This is a genomic window from Megasphaera vaginalis (ex Srinivasan et al. 2021), assembly GCF_000478965.1.
GTDB classification, from domain to species: domain Bacteria; phylum Bacillota; class Negativicutes; order Veillonellales; family Megasphaeraceae; genus Megasphaera; species Megasphaera vaginalis.
The window spans coordinates 1-20,707 of record NZ_AWXA01000006.1 but is presented as its reverse complement, the minus strand read 5'-3'; the positions used below and the strand labels follow the sequence as shown (position 1 = coordinate 20,707).

Annotated in this window: 21 protein-coding genes and 2 pseudogenes; 1 reads left to right on the top strand and 22 read right to left on the bottom strand. The window is 48.2% G+C overall.

From position 1 onward, the window contains the following. Nucleotide 1 precedes the first annotated feature (1 nt). From HMPREF1250_RS01060 to HMPREF1250_RS12240, 12 genes and pseudogenes are all read right to left on the bottom strand, one after another. Nucleotides 2-1,204: a Coenzyme F420 hydrogenase/dehydrogenase, beta subunit C-terminal domain gene (locus HMPREF1250_RS01060; RefSeq protein WP_023052765.1), complete on the bottom strand. Its 1,203-nt coding sequence runs from the start codon at nucleotides 1,202-1,204 to the stop codon at nucleotides 2-4. Next, nucleotides 1,204-2,067, bottom strand: a complete 864-nt coding sequence (locus HMPREF1250_RS01055; protein WP_023052729.1) for a glycosyltransferase family 2 protein — start codon at nucleotides 2,065-2,067, stop codon at nucleotides 1,204-1,206. The genes HMPREF1250_RS01060 and HMPREF1250_RS01055 overlap by 1 nt, the downstream gene beginning before the upstream one ends. Beyond that, nucleotides 2,064-3,278 (bottom strand): O-antigen ligase family protein, encoded by a 1,215-nt coding sequence (locus HMPREF1250_RS01050; protein WP_023052747.1) that lies wholly within the window; start codon nucleotides 3,276-3,278, stop codon nucleotides 2,064-2,066. The genes HMPREF1250_RS01055 and HMPREF1250_RS01050 overlap by 4 nt, the downstream gene beginning before the upstream one ends. Before the next feature lie 14 nt (nucleotides 3,279-3,292). Then, complete coding sequence (locus tag HMPREF1250_RS01045) at nucleotides 3,293-4,054, bottom strand: glycosyltransferase family 2 protein (protein WP_159459021.1); 762 nt, start codon at nucleotides 4,052-4,054, stop codon at nucleotides 3,293-3,295. Between the two features lie 11 nt (nucleotides 4,055-4,065). Further along, nucleotides 4,066-4,821 carry a glycosyltransferase family 2 protein gene (locus HMPREF1250_RS01040; RefSeq protein ID WP_023052754.1) on the bottom strand — a complete coding sequence of 252 codons (756 nt, stop codon included), beginning with the start codon at nucleotides 4,819-4,821 and terminating at the stop codon, nucleotides 4,066-4,068. Then, nucleotides 4,818-5,465, bottom strand: a complete 648-nt coding sequence (locus tag HMPREF1250_RS01035; protein ID WP_051356031.1) for a sugar transferase — start codon at nucleotides 5,463-5,465, stop codon at nucleotides 4,818-4,820. Before HMPREF1250_RS01035 ends, HMPREF1250_RS01040 begins: the two co-directional genes overlap by 4 nt. Before the next feature lie 84 nt (nucleotides 5,466-5,549). Further along, on the bottom strand, nucleotides 5,550-6,782 hold the full coding sequence (locus HMPREF1250_RS01030; RefSeq protein ID WP_036242256.1) for a DegT/DnrJ/EryC1/StrS family aminotransferase: 1,233 nt from the start codon (nucleotides 6,780-6,782) through the stop codon (nucleotides 5,550-5,552). Between the two features lie 54 nt (nucleotides 6,783-6,836). Next, nucleotides 6,837-7,052: pseudogene (locus HMPREF1250_RS12250) on the bottom strand (polysaccharide biosynthesis protein); the annotation flags it as partial. Beyond that, a pseudogene (locus HMPREF1250_RS12245) lies at nucleotides 7,016-7,398 on the bottom strand (polysaccharide biosynthesis protein). The pseudogenes HMPREF1250_RS12245 and HMPREF1250_RS12250, both read right to left, overlap by 37 nt. 117 nt (nucleotides 7,399-7,515) lie before the next feature. Continuing rightward, complete coding sequence (locus HMPREF1250_RS01020; RefSeq protein ID WP_023052751.1) at nucleotides 7,516-8,832, bottom strand: hypothetical protein; 1,317 nt, start codon at nucleotides 8,830-8,832, stop codon at nucleotides 7,516-7,518. Between the two features lie 115 nt (nucleotides 8,833-8,947). Then, nucleotides 8,948-10,006: an HAD-IC family P-type ATPase gene (locus HMPREF1250_RS10825; RefSeq protein ID WP_081696470.1), complete on the bottom strand. Its 1,059-nt coding sequence runs from the start codon at nucleotides 10,004-10,006 to the stop codon at nucleotides 8,948-8,950. 12 nt (nucleotides 10,007-10,018) lie between these two features. Continuing rightward, complete coding sequence (locus HMPREF1250_RS12240) at nucleotides 10,019-10,858, bottom strand: E1-E2 ATPase (RefSeq protein ID WP_023052760.1); 840 nt, start codon at nucleotides 10,856-10,858, stop codon at nucleotides 10,019-10,021. Between the two features lie 154 nt (nucleotides 10,859-11,012). Between HMPREF1250_RS12240 and HMPREF1250_RS01010 the strand changes: the two genes are divergently transcribed. Then, a complete protein-coding gene (locus HMPREF1250_RS01010) occupies nucleotides 11,013-11,927 on the top strand; it encodes a ketopantoate reductase family protein (protein ID WP_023052764.1) in 915 nt (304 codons plus the stop codon). Nucleotides 11,928-11,968: 41 nt separating this feature from the next. Here HMPREF1250_RS01010 and HMPREF1250_RS01005 read toward each other — a convergent pair whose 3' ends face one another. The 10 genes from HMPREF1250_RS01005 to HMPREF1250_RS00960 form a co-directional block, all read right to left on the bottom strand. Continuing rightward, entirely contained in the window at nucleotides 11,969-12,457 is a 489-nt protein-coding gene (locus HMPREF1250_RS01005; protein WP_023052736.1) for a QueT transporter family protein, read from the bottom strand. Between the two features lie 55 nt (nucleotides 12,458-12,512). After that, nucleotides 12,513-13,652, bottom strand: coding sequence for a secretin and TonB N-terminal domain-containing protein (locus HMPREF1250_RS01000; protein WP_071784747.1), 1,140 nt, complete (start codon nucleotides 13,650-13,652; stop codon nucleotides 12,513-12,515). Nucleotides 13,653-13,683: 31 nt separating this feature from the next. Next, nucleotides 13,684-14,199 carry a hypothetical protein gene (locus HMPREF1250_RS00995; RefSeq protein ID WP_155914475.1) on the bottom strand — a complete coding sequence of 172 codons (516 nt, stop codon included), beginning with the start codon at nucleotides 14,197-14,199 and terminating at the stop codon, nucleotides 13,684-13,686. 85 nt (nucleotides 14,200-14,284) lie between these two features. Then, entirely contained in the window at nucleotides 14,285-15,280 is a 996-nt protein-coding gene (gene galE / locus HMPREF1250_RS00990; protein WP_023052732.1) for a UDP-glucose 4-epimerase GalE, read from the bottom strand. 7 nt (nucleotides 15,281-15,287) lie between these two features. Continuing rightward, on the bottom strand, nucleotides 15,288-16,727 hold the full coding sequence (locus HMPREF1250_RS00985) for a hypothetical protein (protein WP_036242249.1): 1,440 nt from the start codon (nucleotides 16,725-16,727) through the stop codon (nucleotides 15,288-15,290). 140 nt (nucleotides 16,728-16,867) lie between these two features. Then, nucleotides 16,868-17,635 carry an amino acid ABC transporter ATP-binding protein gene (locus HMPREF1250_RS00980; RefSeq protein ID WP_023052733.1) on the bottom strand — a complete coding sequence of 256 codons (768 nt, stop codon included), beginning with the start codon at nucleotides 17,633-17,635 and terminating at the stop codon, nucleotides 16,868-16,870. A 14-nt stretch (nucleotides 17,636-17,649) separates the two neighbouring features. After that, entirely contained in the window at nucleotides 17,650-18,300 is a 651-nt protein-coding gene (locus tag HMPREF1250_RS00975) for an amino acid ABC transporter permease (protein ID WP_023052741.1), read from the bottom strand. 84 nt (nucleotides 18,301-18,384) lie between these two features. After that, entirely contained in the window at nucleotides 18,385-19,182 is a 798-nt protein-coding gene (locus HMPREF1250_RS00970) for an amino acid ABC transporter substrate-binding protein (RefSeq protein WP_023052757.1), read from the bottom strand. 10 nt (nucleotides 19,183-19,192) lie between these two features. Then, entirely contained in the window at nucleotides 19,193-19,987 is a 795-nt protein-coding gene (locus HMPREF1250_RS00965) for an amino acid ABC transporter substrate-binding protein (protein ID WP_023052738.1), read from the bottom strand. A 140-nt stretch (nucleotides 19,988-20,127) separates the two neighbouring features. Beyond that, nucleotides 20,128-20,625 (bottom strand): hypothetical protein, encoded by a 498-nt coding sequence (locus tag HMPREF1250_RS00960; RefSeq protein ID WP_023052762.1) that lies wholly within the window; start codon nucleotides 20,623-20,625, stop codon nucleotides 20,128-20,130. Nucleotides 20,626-20,707: the final 82 nt, after the last annotated feature.

Here is a 20,707-nt window from a genome sequence, read left to right as displayed (position 1 = left end):
ATCAACCTCTCCATGAATGCAAGACACGAATGACAGAATTTGGTACATGTCTCATGACAGAATACTTCCATATTTGTCGTTTGTATTTTCTCCTGAATTCACGATCTAAATATCCATACCCTTTTATCTTCCAAGTATTGAGCACATTGTTTCTTCCGTCCGGACAAGGGGACGGCCTTTGCAGGCACCCGTTATGGCGGATAATATCATCGAATTTTGTTTCCTCCATCTGAAAATGGTCTTTTAATACCTCAAATAGATTTTCCCCTTTTTCTGTATTCACCAAAACACCGGATACCGTTGCATTAGGGGAGAACTTTGTTTCATGATATTTTTCCCAATGCCAATAATCACATAATGTAATATCCGCCTGTCGTCTTTCTCGTGCAAACGGACATTGATAACAACCATCCCTATAGGAATATGACTTCATATAATAATAGTTAAAGCTGTCTTCCGGCCAATTTTTTATGACGCTTTCCCCATTTTCCCTTTGATAAGAGAAAAACCAATTCATTCCGTTTTCAGCTTTACGCTTTATACGAAAGGTGTATTTTTTCAGTCCGCCCGCTACATCATGTAAATTCTTTATATAGTCATCAAAAAACTCCTGGCTCGGTACTCCGTGGCAGACCACTTCCACCAGATATAAATCAGTTGTATCCATATTTCCCAAGAATCTCTTTATTGCAGCAACCTCACAAGGTGTACCGGAAAACAGCACCTTCTTTTTTTGTAACAATGTCCGCTTTACTTCACGATAAATGTATCCCATATCACTTTGTACATACTTGGATTTTTGCAGACTCTTCAAGTCATCCTCGGTAGAGACAATGATGTGTTTCACCTTGAACGCCGAATCCATGGTACATCCGACTACTATGCCACCACGTAAAATAACTTCCTTCGCCAATACGATAAAAATACCGCCGGAGGTACTGCGAAAAACTTCATCTGCCCTTTTGTTCAAGGCTGCATATGTCCTTAACGGAATTCGGGCACCCTCTCCATTTTTGCACTGAATAAATGGACAAACATCTATGCATTTCTCGCAATATATGCACTTGCTCTCCTCTATCTGCGGTATAGTAAATCCATACTGATCCCTTCCGTAAGACAATGCCCCCGTCGGACAAATATTGACACAGGCTCCGCAACCGCAGCACTCTTCTTTTCTAAAGTTCTTACAAATATTATCTGCCATTATTTACCTCTGATTTTAGAAATAACCATGACTTCCAACAATGATATCCGGGATAATAAATATGCAAGCAAATTTTCAATACGATTGCTATTATAATAATTCTTAATCACATACAATTTGCTCTTCATTAAAAGCGTATGCTTTGCATACTGTGAATGAAAGGACTTATCAATTGATACAGAATGATTATGGATAAAGGTTTCCGTAAGAAGTAACGCCGTTTTTAACTGTGCTTTTTTTAACTTTATGGCCAAAACAATTTCTTCACAATATAAAAATATATTTTCGTCATACATTCCATATGTAAGCATCTTATTCGTATCCAACAAAAACAACGATCCTGAAACGGCTTCCACATCTTTATACTCACTTCTAATTGAATCAATCCCTTTGTAATGGAAAGATTTCGTCAATTTAGAAATAAAAACGTCTAATGAAAAAATATATTCCCATTTCTCTGGAATTCTAAAGGCTGTGTTATATTGTTTTTGTTTTTCCGCATCCAGCATAAAGGGCGCTGCCATCACATAATCATCGTGTGTCTGCAAAAATCCCGCCAATTTAATGATGACATCTTCTTTGATAATCACATCTGGATTACAAAGCAGGATATAATTCGATTGATAGTGATCGGCAATATATCGGATTCCAAAATTATTACCTGCTCCATAACCACCATTATGCCCGCTTGATACTAAATCAACCTTATTATCCACTATACTCTTTAATCTTTGAAAAGAATCATCCTGAGAACAATTATCCACAATGACAATATGATCAATACATTTGTAAGTTTCTATGCAGTTTACCAGTTTCATCACACTGTCTGCATCATTATAATTTAATACCAAAACATTAATCATATAGATATAACTCCATCAGTCACCCCTGAGACAGACTGCATTTGTTTTAGTTTTATAGCTCTTATCCTAGACATCGTTGCTCCTAAAATAAACCACAACATAAAATCAGAAATATAAGAGTAAAGAACAATTTCCCCCAATCCTTCCATAAGGACACACAGCAAAAAGCAAACAGACCCTCTAACAAAAAGATCTGCAGAATATCCGCAAAACGACTTAAAGACAAAAAACATGAGCACGCAGAAAAGAAGTAGCCCCACAAGGCCAAACGCCATTAATGTATACAAAATATAATTATGTGGATTATAAAAAACAACTTCATCAGAAAAGCCATTCCCTAACAGAGGATGATCAAAAAACAAAGAAATTCCGTATAATAACAAGTCTTGTCTCCCGATCACTGTACTGTCGGATAAGGAAAAAGCCAACATTCCGATATTTGTATCAAACAAAAAATAAATTCCCGCTGCCAAAGCTATTGTCAATATAATAAAAAAAGACACAATTGTTTTAAACGACAGCCTTTTCCCCCAAGAATGCATTATAACTAAACTCAATAAAGCAACAATCATTCCTCCGCGTGATTTCGTGATAATGACAGAAATTAACATGATTAAAAGCAAGGCGATTCTTTTTTTCTTCCCAGTTTCCGCACAGTAAAGAAAAGCAAATAACGGTATTATTTTGGCAGCTATGGCATTACTTCCTCCAACAGGTATGACAAGATCATTTTTATAAAAATAGGTATCATCGAAGAATGTGTATGTACCAATTAATGCTTCAACACAAGTTTGCACACAAATCAATAAGAAAACAAGCAATATAGCTTTTTTTAGTCCGTTAAAATCAACTATGCTATTTGCCGCAATTAAATAAATTAATATATCCATAATCAGAATCGCATAATTCCCGACAAATTCAGAAGCCTGTGGCTCATAAACAAGAGGGATTAAAGGAAAAATCAATCTAATACACATGATGAGAGATATCATGTCTAATAAGACTTTCCCTTTCCGCAAAACTATAACTGCAAGCATAAACAGGCCGAAAGCCATCACAATCATCAGTGGCGTAAATCCAACTACGATATGCGGAATATCAATATTATCATTTAAAGCTTTTCCGGATTGCACAAAAACCAGAAAGATTAACATAGAAATAAAAAAATATAACGTACTGAAATTACTTAATTTTCTATCATTATTATTCATAATTACCTCAAAACCTATTTATGTCCAGTCATAAGGAAATATAATTCTGCAATTCCTCTTCCATATAAAGAACGATGTCTAATGGCATCCTGCAAACAAAGCAGTTTCCAAAATCTGGGAGAAATCATTTTGTAAAGAATACCCTGATCCCTTAAATACTTATCATCATATCCATTATTCCAAGTTGAATCTCTTTCATTTGTAAGCGTTGCTATATATTCAGGAACTGCATATATTTTCAACTTTTTATCCAGACAGGCAGTCAGGAAAAGATTATCCTCCCCATGGCAATGAGGCGTTCCTCCGCCAAAGCACTGATTAAAATAAATACCGTTCATTCTAATACTTTTTAACCTAACTGCAATGCGGGCAGTTCCGTAGCGCAGATAATTTAAATACCCCACTCGCGTGCGTTTTTGTATTTTAAAACGCGTCGTTCTTTCTTCGTATACATTGAATATGATTACATCTGCATCCCCATTTTCTTCAAAAGCCCTTCTTACAATATCTGCATATCCATCTACATAGGCCATATCGTCATCCGCGAATAGACAGATCTCACTATCCGCACGCATTAAGGCATTATTCCTATTCAATCCAACCCCACGTTCCGCAAAGTTCAGATAAGCAATATGATGGTCGCGCCAATTAAAGTGCTCAATTGAATTAAAATCACACTGATTTCCTATAATGGCATCCGTTTGTATATTCATTTTGTTTAGCAAAGAGTGATCTCTTTGATGCATCGTAGCAACCAGCACCTGTATTTTCATCATTCCGTCTCTAATTATTTTATCCTTAAAACTTTTATGATTCCCCAATATCCTATATGGAATAATGACCTCCATACGGATAGGTGCTCAATATTGCGATAAAGAATCCAGTGATATTTTACTAATTTAAATTTATTACTGGAAACGGAATTTCCCCGTATCCTATATTTCATGAGGACATCCGGCATTCCATACATATATTTCTCTTTTTTCAGCATTTTAAGCCAAAGAGCATCATCATTGCGCTTCCTTATGTCCGGAACCTCAAAATACCCCATTTTTTCCACATTGTACATAACGGTTGAATTCCCCACAGGACAATCCAGCAATAAACGGCTATAGCCGGTCTTTCCTATCGACTTAACTACCCTTCCCAAAGATTGCCCTCTCTCATCAATCTGTTCATATGACGTATTTGAAAATAGATATCCATTTATTTCCATCCATCGTATTTGACGCATCAGCTTATCTGGCATCCATAAGTCATCACTGTCCAAAAAGGCCATATACGCTCCCTTTGCATGATACATGGCTTCATTCCTTGCTACTGCCGGGCCTGAATTTTTTTTCAGTTTATAATATCGTATCCTATCATCTTTCTCTGTATATTTTTTTACGATATTTTCCGTATCATCTGTAGAGCAATCATCGACAATGATCATCTCCCAGTCTTTATAAGTCTGAGCAAGTACTGACTTTATCGTCTCCCCAATAAAGGCTCCGCAATTGTATGTAGGAGTGATTATGGATACCAATCCTTTTTGCGTCATGAAACCGCCCTCCCTGTCCGAAACATAGTCAGAATATCATTAAGAAAACTAAAATTCTTTATACTTTGCAAATTGAACTCCATTTTTTGAGGAAGAACCACATGGATATATATTTCATCCACATCATCCGTATCCGCTAAAAGCTTCTCCTCGTCTTTATATGCGATACTTGCATCGCTTGTAACGCCTGCCGGCAGCAATAATGTTGCCATCATTTCAGGAGTATATGCCTTTACATATTTCATGACTTCAGGTCTCGTCCCAACAAAACTCATTTCTCCTTTAAAGATATTGATAAGCTGGGGCAATTCATCCAAACGACACCCCCTGAGTTTGTTACCTATATTTGTTATACGGCTGTCGGCTTGGGTTGTTACCTGAGTCCCCAATTTTTCTGCATGATCCACCATCGTTCTGAACTTATAAATTCGAAAAGGCCGGCCATATTGGGTAACGCGCTCTTGCCTAAAAAAGACAGGCCCCTTACTGTCAGCTTTGATTAACAATGCCAGTAACAGAAAAACCGGCGATAGAAAAATTAACAGACACAGTGCCGTTATTTTATCAAAAACAGCTTTTAATAAAAGTTGGTTTCTTTTTTTGACAAGAATATCATAATAAATCCTTACTTCCGAATTCTGCATTTCCATCGGAAGTTCATCCCATTGGCATAACACAAGAACACCTCATTCCAAAAGTTCTCGTTTAAACTTTTTTCCTTGATCCACTTATTTAGTATTCCTAATGATCTCTTGGAAACAATGAGTCACATAGTCTACATCTTCATTGGTCAATTTCGTATGAAGAGGAAGCGTAACTTCATTTTTATACAGATTATACGCATTGGGGAAATCTTTGATATCCCATCCATAATCTTTATAAGCAGTCATCATTGGCAACGGTTTGTAATGAACATTGCAGGCAATACCATGTTCAGCCATTTTAGTAATAATATTTCTCCGCATACGATCATCCGCCCAAGGAATCCTGGTAATATACAGATGTCCGCAACTGCGTTGCCCTTCCGAAAAATGTTTGATATGCAAAACTCCCAATTCATCACACATCGCATCATACCGTTCAATAATTTCTTTTCGTCTGGCTAACAGTTTAGGATATCTCTCAAATTGCTTCAAACCGATTGCTGCCATGATATCTGTCATATTGCATTTATAAAAAGGCGCTACTACATCATATTCCCACGCTCCGAGCTGCATTTTATGGAAAGCGTCTTTTGACTGCCCATGAAGGCTATATAACTGGAACCAATGATAAATTCCCTCATCATCGATACCGGGAATACTCCGCCATGTAGAAGCCCCTCCTTCTGCTGTAGTGAAATTCTTCACAGCATGAAAAGAAAAGCTACTGAAATCTGCAATAGCCCCTGCCATTTTCCCCTGACGCTCAGAACCTAACGCATGGGCACAATCTGCAACGATTGCCACTCTGCCAATAGCTGTCTGGATTTTCTCCCCCAAATCAGTGTTTCCACTTGGCTTAAAAAGTCCTTTCTTCTTATTCACGATCTCGAAAATACGATCATAATCGCAAATCACCCCACCGAGATCTACCGGAACAATAGCTTTTGTTTTATCTGTAACCGCTTGCTCTAACTGGTCATAATCCATTTCTACAGAATCTTTTTGTGAATCCACAAATTTTATAGTGGCACCTACGTGTATGGCTGCCGCCGCAGAAGCTGTATAGGTATAAGCGGGAACAATAACCTCATCTCCTTTCCCAATCCCTAGGATCCGCAAATTAAGTTCTTCTGCCGCGGTGGCAGAATTCAGGCAAACAGCCTTATTGACTCCAACATACTTGGCAATCAGCTCTTCCAGCTTTTTTGTACGCGGCCCGGTAGTTATCCATCCGGAACGCAAGGCTTCTGCCACTTCCTGTATTTCCAAATCACTCATATCTGGCGGGCTAAATGAAATATTCCTATTTTTCATCATTTTCTCCTTTTCATTCACTTTATAAAACACATTTTTTATGCCAATCTATTTTCCTCATTTATGATTAGGTTGGTAAGTGGAGGTTATTTCCTTTAACGTCTGAATGGTTTCTAAATCATTTCTGGTACTTATCGGAGCGCTCAATGTATCTTCCAGCCATTCAGACTCCATCTTAGCCACTTTTGCCTCGAATATTTTTTCATGGGTTGTCTTTCGTGTTCCTTCCTGTGATGTTAAAAGCTCCTCAAACAGCTTCTCTCCCGGACGAAGACCGGTGCATTTTTATATCCACATCCGGAATATAACTCGACAATCGAATCATATTTCGTGCCATAACAATAATTTTTACGGAGATTTCCCATATCCAACAGGATCAGCTCTCCGCCTTTTCCTAAGACGCTCGCTTCCAGAAGCGTCATAAAATACCGGGACATTGCCGGATCTGTGACTGCTACCGGTTCTCCCTCCGCAATTTTTTTAATAAAGGCACTACGCTCCCGCGACTGCCGAGCACATTCCCGAAACGGACCACAACGAATCCGATCTTTCCTAACCGGTTCATGGCCCGGCATACTTTTGCCGCCATCTGCTTGGTTGCTCCCATCACATTGATCAAATTAACAGCCCAAAAATATCTTACTTTTTATAAAACTATTATATATTATCACTACATAAAATAACAGGGAAAATGAAAGCTCTTTTCTTTCCTGCAGCGCGCCGCTCTTCCCGCCGGTCATGTGACGGCGTCCCGTACGGGCTGCGGTAACAGCTGACCGCCGCCGGGCAGATCAAGGGTCCGCCCGTGCAGCCAGTCGTTACCGGCAGCTTGCCGGTCGTAATAGAGGTCGTACCCGCCGCTGCGAATATTTTGCAGACTCCTGTCGGCATCGCTCAGCACCGTGACATGCGAAGGACCGGTCAATATCCACTGCGAGGATCGGTCCAGATTGATGTCAGCTTTCTCCGCTTCTGCCGTACCGTTCATCGTTCCCGTCCAAACCGCGCCGTCTTGCAGTGACACCATGACCGTACTAGTTTTATCAGCCACGACGTTTCCCGACCAGGACTGCTTCGCCGTCGCCAGCATCAACGCACCGCCGTCGCATACGGCAACGACCGCCGGAGCGGCGGACAGCAACACCGTATTTTCCAGATAAATATGGCCTGTCATATTCCCGACGCGGAATAAGGGCGCGGCGCCGGTATTTTCCAGGCGCGTGTGTTTCGCCTCGAACGAAGCCTCGCCGCCGTCGGCTGCCGGGCCGCCCAGCATAACGCCTTCTGCAGTGCCGGAAAAGCTGCTGTCTTCCAGCGAAATACGGCCGCCGTCCTTGAGCACCGCAATCGGCCCCGCTGCCGCAAAGCCCTTAGTTCCCGCAACCGTGACGCTGCCCGCCGAATACAGACAGGCGCTCTGTCGCCCTCGCGTCACGAGGTCGCTGTCGGTCAGCTCCGCAGCAGCCGCCGGCAACACGGCAACGGCCGGGGAATCCTTTCCTGCCGTCGAAAGACGGCTCCGCCTTACTGTTACATTGCCGTCAGTACCGACGACCGCCACGGCGGCGGCGCCCGTTGCAGCGGACGAAACGGATGAACCGTCCAGCTTCACCTTGCTCTCTACAGCCAGAACGGCTGCATTCTGCCCATTATGCCGGCCGCCTTCTTCACTCGTCGTATCGCCACCCTTGTCGATCTTCAGTCGTTCCAAGACCACCGCAGCGCCATGTTTTGCCAACACGACGCTGCGGTCCATGGCAAAGGCGTGGATGGTGCGATCACTTCGCGCAACAGTCGCCCCATCCATCAGCCACGTCGCTTTCATATTGTCAACCGTTTTTTCCGGCAACACAAAGAGCTCGGCCGGCACATCCTTTTTACCGTCCTTACCCGTTTCTTCCTTGCCTGCGCCGTTACGCGCATCGTAACCGGCCAAAACGGCCTTAATCCGGTCCGATAAACCGCCCCCTTCTGCGGCAAAACCGGGTAAGGCCGTACCGATAACGGTCAGTGCCGCCAATACGGCGACAAGATATCGTTGCTTATTCATCATACGTTCACCTCAACAGTAATCTCTTCCCCACAGCATTTCACGGGACGCTTTCGCTCCTTTTCTCTTGCGAAAAAAAGAGGAAGAACAGATTGCGGCGTTCTTCCTCTCTACTATATCACGTTTGATACAAAATGCGAACCGAATTGGCAATACATAAAGCGGCGACACCGGAATCGGCAAAAACGGCACCCCACATGGAAGCGAATCCGGCAAGACCGGCCAGCATGACCAGGCCTTTCACCCCAAGGGCAAACACGACGTTCTGCCGAACGACGGCAAGCGTCTGCCGGGATAGTAGCAGTGAACGAAGAACGGCACTGACGGCGCCGTGCATGTAAATGACGTCAGCCGCATCGACAGCGATGTCGGCTCCGCTGCCCATGGCGCCGCCAACATCGGCGCCGGAAAGAACGGGACCGTCGTTGATGCCGTCACCGACGAAGAGAACGGCCCCCCGTTCTTGCCGCAGCGACGACAACGCCGCGACCTTGTCCTGCGGCAGGCAGTCTGCCAGCGCCTGATCGATACCGAGCGTTCCGGCCACGGCGCCTGCCGCCGCCGCACGATCACCAGTAACCATTGCCGTATAAAGGCCGAGCTTCTTAATGCCGTTGACGGCTGCGGCCGCATCGTCCTTTACCGTATCCGTAAGGATAATATGGCCGGCATATTCGCCGTCGACGACGACGAAGATGACCGCCGCTCCTGCCGCGGCCACGGACGGTACCGCCGTACCGAGCCGCTGCAGCAGCCGCAAGCTGCCGCAGGCGACCGAATGACCGTCGACAATGGCAACAACGCCTTCTCCGGCGAATTCTCTGCTGCGGAGCGCCGGAGAGAGTGTGCGGCCGCCGGCAGTTGCCGCAACCACGATTCCCTTGGCCAACGGATGCTGCGATCCCTGTTCAACGGCTCCCGCCGCGGCCAGAACGGCCGCTTCCGTGAACCTGCCGGCAGCGCAGACACGTTGCACGGAAAAGCGACCTTCCGTAAGTGTCCCGGTCTTATCAAAAATAACGGTTTTGACTTCATGCAGCCGTTCCAGTGCCGCCGCCCCTTTAAACAGAATTCCTCCTTTGGCTGCCGCGCCGATAGCGGCGGAAAAAGCCAACGGAATACTGATCACCAAGGCACAGGGGCAGCTGATGACCAAAAAGGTCAGTGCCGTGTACAGCCAATAATGCCACTACCCGCCGGCGAGAGACGGCACGACGGCCGTGACTATCGCCGCCGCTACGACGGCAGGCGTATACAGCCGACAAAACCGGGTAATAAACCGGTCAAGTCTCGGTTTTTGCGCTTCCGCAGCCGCCACGGCTTGCAAAATCTTCGAGACCGTAGATTGCGCCAGTTCCTTTGTTACCGTCAGCTCAATCACGCCGGTCTTGTTCATTGCCCCCGACAGCACACCGTCCCCTTCACGACAAGTAAGCGGCATCGCTTCACCGGTGAGAGCGGACATATCGAGGACGGACTCTCCTGCCGCCACGATACCGTCTAAGGGAATACGATCACCGGGCCGTACCAGAAGACGGTCTCCCGTCCTCGCGGCGGCGGCAGGGATCGTTTCGACGTCTCTGCCGTCTCGAATGCGGCAGACAACATCAGGCCTCAGATCGATAGCCGCCTTGATCTGACGGCGGCTCTTACCGGCAGCCCGTTCTTCCAAAAATTCGCCGATACGGCTGAAAAGCATGACGGCTACAGCCTCGACACAATCGCCGATAAGAAAGGCGCCGCCGCTGGCAATGACCATGAGCAGATTTTCGTCAAACGGGTCTTTACGGCGAATATTACGCCAAGCCGCCTGAATAACGTCTTTACCGATCAACAGATACGCAAAACCGTAAAGATATAGGCTGCCCTTGTCCGGCAGCGGCCATATATACGCCGCCAAGTATGCGCAAATACCTGCAAAGACGGGCAAGAGCCGTTTCTTTCCGCTTTCCTCCGCCTGTTCACCACAGCAGCCGCAAGTACAGGTGCAACGGCTTACCGGTTCTTGTTGCGACATTTTTTCACACATAATATCTCCTTTTATATAATTATTTGTTCATATATTAGTTGTAGTATAACACATGAACAAACACATGCGCAATAGTTCATATGTTTTTTTCTTTGAATCACTTTCTTTTTGCAGTATAATTAGTAACAATGACAACAAGAAAGGAAGTCCTTCTATGAAATGCATGGTCAGCGGCATCGGCGGTGTCGGCGGCTATATTGCCGCCGTTTTGTGTTCCCACCGTCAGGATGTCACCTTAATCGCCCGCGGAAAACGCTGGGAATCATTAGCGAAAAAAGGCCTTGTCGTCCACAGCAGACGGATGGGAGAACACATCTTTCATCCCTTCGTAACGGCTACGCCGGCTGCTGCCGGCCGCCAGGATGTAATTTTTATCTGTGTCAAGAATTATTCTCTCTCCGAAGCATTGGCCGCCTTACAGCCCTGCATTGCTGAACAAACCATTATCGTCCCCGTTCTGAACGGCATCGACCACTATGACGTAACCAAAAAGCAGACGCCGCAGGGCCGCGTCCTGGATTCGTTGATTTACATCACCACTGCTTACGATACGGATTATTCCATTCGCCAAACCAGCGACTACGCCAAACTTTGTATCGGTAAAGGCGATTCCGACGCCTTGGAAACAGTGCGGCGCCTCCTCGACGAAACGGGCGTATTCGACTGTCAGATCCCCGATGATATGGATGCCGAAGCGTGGCATAAATATATTATCAACTGCGCCTACAACGTCATTACCGCCTATTACGACGCGACGACAGGCGACTTGCTGCAACATCCGCAATGGCTGAAAGAATTTCATGATCTCCTGGAGGAAACGCACCGTGTCGGCGTCGCCGCAGGCATTCGTCTGTCGCCATCGCTGCCTGACGAAATCTACCGTTTCATGACGGATAAACGCAATGCTGCGGCAACGAGCTCAATGGCCCGCGATTTCAAGGCGAAACGGGCCAATGAATTGGAAACCTTTAGCGGCCATGTATTGAAAAAAGCGGCGGAACTGCACCTCACGCTGCCCGTTACGACACGCTTTTATGCAGAATTGAAAAAGCGCTCCGCCTCGTTTTAAAAAACGCTTTCCTCTTCATCGGGAGGAAAGCGTTTTTCATTTTACGCCTTCTGAAAGTAACGGGCGAATCCCTTATTTTTCAGCAGCCCCTTATAGATCAGAATACCGCTGACAGAGACGGATAAAAATTCGCCGGCACCGATATAGGCCATCATCGCCCAAAGGGAAATTTCTTCCGGTATTTCCGTCAAATAGGCCAATTCCAGCGCAATCAGTACGCCGTTGAAAAAGACCGGCGCCAAGGAAGCGACAAACAAATGGGCGCATCGTGACATGACAACGGTGGCAAGAAAAGTAGCCGTCGTTCCGACCAGCATATCCGGCAAGCCGAACGGACTTCCCATATTCGCCAGAAAGCAGCCGGCGACAAGACCGGGAATCCATTTTCTGTCGGAAAAAGCGAACAGCGTCATGAATTCGGAAAAGCGGATCTGCACGGGGCCGTAGCTGACAGGCGCCAGCACGATCGTCAGAATGGCGTAAATTGCGGCAATAACGGCATTCACCATGAGAATACGCAGGTTCGACATCAGAAAAACCTCCTTGATTTTTTTGTGAAGTGGGTACCAAGAAACACTTCCTGCGCTATTGTACCACATTCACGCGCCGTTGTCGCAGCGTATCGTATTCTTCCGGCACCTTTGTCTCTTCTTTTGACCGCAACCGGATAAGGATAACGATTTCCGTCTCTTTCTGGCTACGGTAGTGGCTGCGAAAAAGCCTGCCGAGGACCGGCAGATCACCGAGCAGCGGTATTTTGCGGAAATTTTCGACATCTTCACGATTGATAAGGCCGCCGATAACCAACGTCTTGCCCGGCTCCATCCGCACCTCCGTCGTCACTTGCCGCGTAGCGATGCGATAGGCTTTCAGCTGCGGCACCAGCACGGGCGTACTGACTTCGGCGTCAATTTTGGCGGTCACACTGCCGTCGTCATGAATGCGCGGCGTATAGACGAGCTGAATGCCGGCATCGCGATATTCCGTCGTCGTGACGCTTTCCTGTCCCTTTTCATGCTCCGTCAGGACGGGAATGCGGTCGCCGATGAGGATCTTCGCCTCTTTTCCGTTGGCGGCAAGCAAATGCGGCCGGGCCAACAATTTGGCCTTGCCTTCTGTCAACAACGCCCGTACTTTTCCTTCAAAAGAAAAAAGTCCGCTCCGTCCGGGTCCTCCCGGCACGCCGCCCCAACTCCAGTCCAGGCCGAGCTCCTTCATCGCGTCCTGTGTCAAGGATACAACTTCCACTTCCACATCGGCCTGCGCCGCTTCCCGATCCAGCACTTCAACCAGTCTGCCGACTGCCGCCGCTTCCGCCGGCGTGCCGCCAATGACGATGCGGTTGGTGCCTGCATAGGTCCGGACCTGCTCCGCCGGAATCGCCGCCCTGACGGCCTCGGCCACCTCTGCCGGCTCCGCATGCTGCAGGGCCCATGTATACAACTGTTTGACCCCTCTCTGTTCCCGCCCTGCCGTAATCGACGCGATGGCGCCGCCGCGGTTATAATAAAGGTTTTGACCGGCAACGATCGCCTCGATGGCTTCTTCTGCCGTCACGTTTTCCAGGTGCAGCGTCATTGATCCCTGCACCGTATCGTCAACGACGAGATTGATACCGCCGCTTTTGGCCAATCCCTCCAGAACCGTACGGATCGGAGCGTCACTGACATCGACGGAAAGGGGAGCGGCGGCAACCGGATTTCCACAGAAAACACACCAGAACAAAACCGGTCCCAACTAGCGCCGGACCGTACGTTTATCGATATAATTCAATCGTCTCGCCACCTTTCGTCAAACCGACGATACCGTCCGTAATATAACTCACCATGTAGGATCCAAAATGATCACCGGCCCGGCAAGCAGCCGTCAACGTACCGTCAGAAAGCAGCACGACCTGACGCGCGCCTTGCGCCATGTAGCCGAGAATAACAGGCGGCGCAGACGCCTTCATTCCTTTTTGGGCGCCTTCTTGTACTGCCGCCGGCAACGTCTGCACAGCCGCCTCTTCAGTCGGATCCGGCGCTGCGGCAAACAGATCGGGCAGCGGCCGATGGCGCAATGACGGCAATGTCGTAAAAATCAGTTTCCCCGTCTTTTCCGTTTTCTTCGCCGCGCCGTTACCGTCGCTTTTTTCCTTTTTCTCTTGGCTCCGTTTCTCTTCTGTTCCGGCGTAAGAAAAAGGAGCCGGAGACGCCTCGCGCATCTCCGACTCCCCTATGACCGTTTTCTTTTCAAGCAGCGGCCCGTCCCACAAGAACGCCATCCCCGACACGATGGTCAGGATCACTCCGTAGGGGAGTAAACGTCTTGCGTGTGGAACCGAACAGTTCCTTACCTTCCGAATCAGAAGCCGTACCTCAGCCCGCATCATCATACCCGTCCGGATGACTTTGATGCCAGACCCAGGCAGCGGCAATAATTTCTTCAAGATGACTGCACTGCGGCTGCCATCCGACAAGATTACGAATCTTCGCCGATCCGGCAATCAGCACGGCCGGATCGCCGGCGCGACGCGGCCCCTCTTCGACAGCAAACTCCCGCTGCGTCACTTTCTTGACAACATCAATTATTTCCTTGACGCTGAACCCCTGTTGTGAACCTAAGTTGAAATACTGTGAGCTGCCGCCTGCCGCCAAATAATCCAAAACGCGACAATGCGCATCAGCTAAATCGACAACATGGATATAATCACGGATACAGGTACCGTCCGGTGTCGGATAGTCCGTACCGAAGATCGTAATATGCCGCCGCTTTCCTAATGCCGTTTGCAGAATAAGCGGAATCAAATGTGTTTCCGGCGTATGATCCTCGCCGATACTACCGTCAGACGCCGCTCCGGCGGCATTGAAATAACGCAGTGCTACATACCGGATCCCATAAGACCTGCTAAATTGGGCCAGCATCCGTTCAATCATCAGTTTCGTCTCACCGTAGACATTCGTCGGCCTGTACGGCAAGTCTTCCGTAATCGGCGTTGTCTCTGGCTCACCGTATACGGCTGCCGTTGACGAGAAGACAAAATACTTAACGCCGCTCTGCCGTACGGCTTCCAATAAACAATAGGAGCCGACGACGTTGTTATCATAATAAATCGTCGGTTTCTCCATCGATTCGCCAACTTGACTATGGGCCGCGAAATGCATGACGCCGTCAATCCGTTCCTGCTCCAGAACCGCTCGTACAGCAGCAACATGGCGGATATCCTCGACGATGAGGCGTACACCGGCCGGTACGGCACCGCGATGGCCTCGCGACAGATTATCCAAGACAAGGACCTCATGTCCCTTTGCCAGCAGAGCCTTTACCGTATGACTGCCGATATAGCCGGCTCCGCCTGTAACCAGGATTCTCATTGCTTCCTTAACCTTCCTTCAGGGCCTTCAGCCGACTGCCCAAAAACTTTTTATAAATCTCGACGCCCGGCTGATTGAAGGCATCGACAGCAGCAAATTCGCCTTCATAGGCGACGGAAAGGCAGAGCATGTACATCAGCTCGCCGAGATGGTACGCATTCAGCTGCGGCAAGATGTAATTGGCGCTGGGACGGCCGTCACCGGCCAGGGCCTCCGCATTAGCGCTGCGGGCGCTTTCCAGAATGCGGCTCAGCGGCAAACCGCTGAATGCCTCCAACTGTGCATATTCGTCGTATAGATGGGGAACGACCAGATCATTTTCCCAGTCGGTCACCGAAATGAATTGAACGACCTTATCCTGCGGCCCTTCCTGGTGCTCCTGCGTCTGTGCATGCATATCCGTCGTACCGACGGCCACGATCGGCGTTCTGCCGTAATTGACGACACGCTGCCGCTTATCCAGCCGCTTGCCGAGAGATTCGGCCAGCAGTTGGACATACCATTCCGAAAGCGATTTCAGGCAATCGCCGTACGGCATCAGCACTTCCAGACAACGGCCGTGAAGCTTGCCTGCCAGATATTTCAAGGCACTGTTGAAGAGCGCAGGATTTTCATGCCAGTCGCCGTTCCGGCAAACCTGATCCATAGCCCTGGCACCGTCCAGATAAGCGCGGATATCGAAGCCGATGAGAGCGGCCACGATCAGGCCGACTTCGGAAAAAACGCTGAACCGACCGCCGACGCCGTCAGGAACAAAAAAGATCGGCCAGTCTGATTTTTCCGCCAGATGATGCAACAACGTTTCTTTTTCCCCTACATGCGGGTCGGTTACGGCAACGGTTTCCAACGCGACCGACGCATCCATCATGGCCTGGCGGAAAATCATATAATTGGACATCGGTTCAATTGTCGACCCCGATTTGGAAAGCAGCACGGCCACGACCGTATAGGCAGGCTTTGCGTTGCGCTCTCCCTGCAAGAATCGGATGATCTCGCCAAGGGAACGGGAGTCCACGTTATTTCCAGAGAAAAAGATCTTGGGATATCCGTTCCGCTCCGCCGTAGACTGATAATTCCAGAAAGCGCCGCAATGGACATCAAAGAGAACTTTGCCGCCCAAGTAGGAGCCGCCGATACCGAAAAAAACGACGGCGTCAACGCGGTTGCGCGTCGTCCGCCCCAAGGTCTCCAGCGCCATGATGCGTTCAGGCGTATTAATATTCTCTTCAGCTATATACGGCAATCTGGTAAAGAGTACGGCCTCGGGCTCGCCGTCTTTTGACAGATGCCCGTCGATCGTCCCCTTTCTGCGCATATCCATCAGCGCCGTATGCGCTTTGCCGCAACATTCTTCAAATGCGGACAGTTCTTCTTCCGTAACGCCGTCAGGTCCGTATAACGTCCCCGCATCGAAGGTAAATCCTGATTGTAACGTAATGCTGGCCATGGCAATCACTGCCTTTCTGTTATGAATACCTATCCATTCTTTTACCGTATATTATAGCATACGTATACGTTATCATACAGTAAATATCCTTTTACATGGCCGCGATAAAAAAACCGCACCGACTGCAGTGCGGTTTCTTCTCAAAAATGAAGCATTGATTGCAGGAAGCTTTTTGTCCGTTCGTTTTGCGGATGTTCGAATACGTCCGCCGGCGTTCCCTCTTCTTGAATAATGCCGTCCGCCATGAAAAGAACGCGGTCGGCCACTTCTTTGGCAAAGGCCATTTCATGGGTCACGATGATCATGGTCATATCGTCGTCCGCCAGCTGCCTGATCGTCTGCAGAACCTCGCCTGTCAGCTCCGGATCTAAGGCCGACGTCGGCTCGTCGAAAAGCATGATATCCGGATTCATGGCCAATGCCCTGGCAATAGCCACGCGCTGCTTCTGTCCGCCCGAAAGACGGGACGGGTAGGTATCCTTTTTTTCCCAAAGGCCGACTTTGCGCAGCAAGGCCTCGGCGACGGGAAGAATCTCTTCGTCTTTCATGCCTTTGACGACGCGCGGCGCTTCCAATATGTTTTCCAGAACCGTCATATGCGGAAAGAGATTAAAGTGCTGAAAAACCATGCCCATGCGACGGCAGATGGCCCGTACCTCACCGGCCGGCGCATAAACGGAGTGGCCGCCGTCTGCCGGCTGCTGCGCCATGCACCGGCCGTCAACGGTAATTTCACCTCGGTCGATCGTCTCCAGCTGGCAAAGACAGCGAAGAAATGTACTCTTGCCGCTGCCTGACGGCCCGATAATGGAAATGACTTCACCGGCATCAACGGCAAGGGAAACATCGTTTAACACGTCTAACGATCCGAATCTTTTTCTAATGTGCTTCATTTCAATAAAACTCATGTTTGCGGCTCCTCCTATTCATCATATACGGCATAGCGTTTTTCCAGGTAGCCGAAAACGTTGGTCAGAATAAAGGTGAAAAAGAGATAGAACACGGCGGCAACGATAAACGCCGTCGTATCGAAATCGCGCTGTACGATCGACCGCGTAATGCGAAGAATGTCATTCATCGCCAGGATGTAAACCAGAGACGTATCTTTCAGCAAATTGATCGTTTCATTCGCGACCGGCGGCAGGACCCGTTTGATGACCTGCGGCAGAACGATGCGGCGCATCGTCTGGACATAGGTCATCCCCAAAACTTTAGCGCCTTCATATTGTCCACGATCAATGGACTGAATCCCGCCGCGAAATATTTCGGCAAAATATGCGGCATAGTTGAACACGAAAGCGATGATAGCCGCCGGAAAATCAGGCAGCTTCAGCCCTTCAATAATGAACGGCAGGCCGTAATAAATAAACAGGATCTGCAGCATCAGCGGCGTACCGCGCATGATATAAATATACGCCCCCATAAATTTGCGCAGCGGCATGATCCGGGACAACCTAGCGACGGCCATGATGATTCCCAGCGGCAGGCTGAGGACGATGGTAATCGCAAAAATTTTCAGTGTAATCTGCAGCCCTGCAGCAACGGAAGGCACTATCGTAAAAAAATATTCCAATGGATTCTCCTTTACCCGAAACGCACGAAATGAGGGGCTGAAATCGTCCCTCATCGCGCTTCAAACGTGTGTATTTTCCTGTATTTATTTAATCGTAATATCTTCGCCGAACCATTTCTGCGACAGCTTCGTCAGCGTGCCGTCTTCACCCATCTGTTTCAGCACGTCATTCATTTTTTCCTGCAACAGCGTGTCTTCTTTACGCATGCCGACGCCGAATTCTTCATTGCCCATCTGATCGTCGATAACCTTGAACTTGCCTTCTTTTTTGCTCATGTAGTACCGGCCGACGACACTGTCAACAAGAATCGCATCGGTTCTGCAGACTTCCAGATCCATAAAGGCAGCTACAAAATCACCGTACAATTTTACATCAGCCAGCGAACCTTTAAAATCGGGCACCTTATCGAGAGCGTCAACAGAGCTGCTGCCTTCCTGCGTGCCGATAACCTTGCCGGCCAAACCGGCCCTGTCGGTAACCGGTGAATCGCTGCGCACAACGAGGAGCTGGGAATTCTTCATATACGGCTTGGAAAAGGCGATCTGCTGCGCCCGTGTTTCTGTAATCGTCAACCCGTTCCAAAGCATATCCACCTGCTTGCTCTTCAAAGCGGCTTCCTTGCTGTCCCAGTCGATCGGCTTGAATTCAACTTCGACGCCTAACCGTTTGGAAGCTTCTTTGGCCAAATCGATATCAAAGCCGACCAACGCGCCGCTGTCATCGCGGAATCCCATCGGCGGGAAATTATCATCCAGTCCGATAACCAATTTATCCGGCAACTTTTGTTCCGCCTGCTTCGCGCCGCTGCCGCCGCAGCCGGTCAATAACGATACTGCCGCAACCGTCAACAATCCTGCACAAATCATTTTTTTGAGTCTCATCTTCTGCCTCCTATACCGTTATATCCATACCGAACCATTTTTCCGAAAATTTCTGTGCCGTCCCGTCGCTGTGCATTTCTTCCAGGACACGATCCAGCTTTTCTTTTAACGCCGTATCCTCCTTGCGCAGGCCGACGCCACTGGGAACAGCGGGATAACCTACGTCGATAATACGGAAATCAGCCTTGTTTTTCTTCATAAAATATCCTGCTGTCGTCTTGGCAACGACGACGGCATCAATGCGGCCGACTTCCAGATCCATGAAAGACGTCACATTATCGGAATATTGTTTCAATTCCTTAAAAGAATTCTTCAGTTCCGGCTCCGCGTCAATCGCTTCCAGTCCCGTGCTTCCCTGCTGCGTCCCGACTATTTTGCCGGCAAGATCAGCTTTGCCGCGGATCGTCGAATCACTGCGTACCAGCAATATTTGCGGCCCGTTTTCATAGGCTCGGGAGAAAAGGATATTCTTTTCCCGATCCGGCGTGATGGAAAGACTGCTCCAGATGGCGTCAATATTCTTGCTCTTCAACTCCGCTTCCTTGCTGTCCCAATCGATGGACTTGAATTCCACCTCCATGCCGAGACGCCTGCTCGCTTCTTTAGCCATATCAATATCAAAGCCGACCAGTTCGCCCGATTCATCATGAAACCCGAAAGGCGGGAAATTATCATCCAAGCCGATAACGATCTTAGCACGCTTCTGTTGACCGCCAGCAGCCGTTTTATCCTGTCCGCAACCGGCAAGCACGCCGGCAAGAACCACCCCGACAACGGCAAACGCCGCATACCGCTTCCATCCCATGTATATCGCCTCCACAATGCCTACTGATGATGCTTCTTTATTTTACTTTATCTCATTAAAATAGTAAAGAATAAAGTGGAAGTGAAACATACCTGTTATTTTTTGATTTCACCTGATTTCATTTGATCTCTCTGTAATTCTCATTCTTCCTCGTCTTTTTCTGCCCCATCACGAATGCGATCCAATATTTCCCGCTTATCTTTTCCGGAGAGAAATTGAAGCTGAACAGGCAAAATTACAAGGCCGCCCTCTATCGGCTGTCCCAAGCGAAATTCGCGCCACGTATCAGCAATTTCAAAAATATCCCGATACGGAACGAAGAGCAATTGCTTTTCCGGGTGCAGCTGTCCGCTCAGAAGATCCCGCGCCGACGTGCATTGACGCCGCACGATCAGTCCTTTGGCCGTCGTGTAGCAGAGAATATCCCGCTGTCGGTGTATCTGCCACAGGCAAAAACACAAGACGGCAATATTGTCCAACTTGGCGGCAATCGTCCGTTCCGGAAGCATGAGCCAGAAAAAATAAATACCTACGGCCGTAAAAGCCAGCTGAAACACGAAGGACAGGGCACGCGCTTTTTCATATTCTTTTTCAATTGCACCGCACGAAAAGCGTTTGGTCAGGTCTTCCTGGGTCATAAGCTCGCCTGCCTTGACGGGAGATCAGTTCGCCTGAAATAATCAGCAGTCCGGCGAAAACGAAAAAAGCGGCTGCCGACGC

Excerpts from the sequence above, each read along its gene's own strand:
- HMPREF1250_RS00970 (WP_023052757.1), bottom strand. The coding sequence starts at position 19,182 with ATGAGACTCAAAAAAATGATTTGTGCAGGATTGTTGACGGTTGCGGCA.
- galE (WP_023052732.1), bottom strand. The coding sequence starts at position 15,280 with ATGAGAATCCTGGTTACAGGCGGAGCCGGCTATATCGGCAGTCATACG.
- HMPREF1250_RS01050 (WP_023052747.1), bottom strand. The coding sequence starts at position 3,278 with ATGAATAATAATGATAGAAAATTAAGTAATTTCAGTACGTTATATTTT.
- HMPREF1250_RS01005 (WP_023052736.1), bottom strand. The coding sequence starts at position 12,457 with ATGTCGAACCTGCGTATTCTCATGGTGAATGCCGTTATTGCCGCAATT.
- HMPREF1250_RS01020 (WP_023052751.1), bottom strand. The coding sequence starts at position 8,832 with ATGATGAATAAGCAACGATATCTTGTCGCCGTATTGGCGGCACTGACC.
- HMPREF1250_RS00980 (WP_023052733.1), bottom strand. The coding sequence starts at position 17,635 with ATGAGTTTTATTGAAATGAAGCACATTAGAAAAAGATTCGGATCGTTA.
- HMPREF1250_RS00965 (WP_023052738.1), bottom strand. The coding sequence starts at position 19,987 with ATGGGATGGAAGCGGTATGCGGCGTTTGCCGTTGTCGGGGTGGTTCTT.
- HMPREF1250_RS00985 (WP_036242249.1), bottom strand. The coding sequence starts at position 16,727 with ATGGCCAGCATTACGTTACAATCAGGATTTACCTTCGATGCGGGGACG.
- HMPREF1250_RS01055 (WP_023052729.1), bottom strand. The coding sequence starts at position 2,067 with ATGATTAATGTTTTGGTATTAAATTATAATGATGCAGACAGTGTGATG.
- HMPREF1250_RS01060 (WP_023052765.1), bottom strand. The coding sequence starts at position 1,204 with ATGGCAGATAATATTTGTAAGAACTTTAGAAAAGAAGAGTGCTGCGGT.
- HMPREF1250_RS01045 (WP_159459021.1), bottom strand. The coding sequence starts at position 4,054 with ATGATGAAAATACAGGTGCTGGTTGCTACGATGCATCAAAGAGATCAC.
- HMPREF1250_RS01040 (WP_023052754.1), bottom strand. The coding sequence starts at position 4,821 with ATGACGCAAAAAGGATTGGTATCCATAATCACTCCTACATACAATTGC.
- HMPREF1250_RS01010 (WP_023052764.1), top strand. The coding sequence starts at position 11,013 with ATGAAATGCATGGTCAGCGGCATCGGCGGTGTCGGCGGCTATATTGCC.
- HMPREF1250_RS01035 (WP_051356031.1), bottom strand. The coding sequence starts at position 5,465 with ATGCAGAATTCGGAAGTAAGGATTTATTATGATATTCTTGTCAAAAAA.
- HMPREF1250_RS01030 (WP_036242256.1), bottom strand. The coding sequence starts at position 6,782 with ATGATGAAAAATAGGAATATTTCATTTAGCCCGCCAGATATGAGTGAT.
- HMPREF1250_RS12240 (WP_023052760.1), bottom strand. The coding sequence starts at position 10,858 with ATGTGTGAAAAAATGTCGCAACAAGAACCGGTAAGCCGTTGCACCTGT.
- HMPREF1250_RS00960 (WP_023052762.1), bottom strand. The coding sequence starts at position 20,625 with ATGACCCAGGAAGACCTGACCAAACGCTTTTCGTGCGGTGCAATTGAA.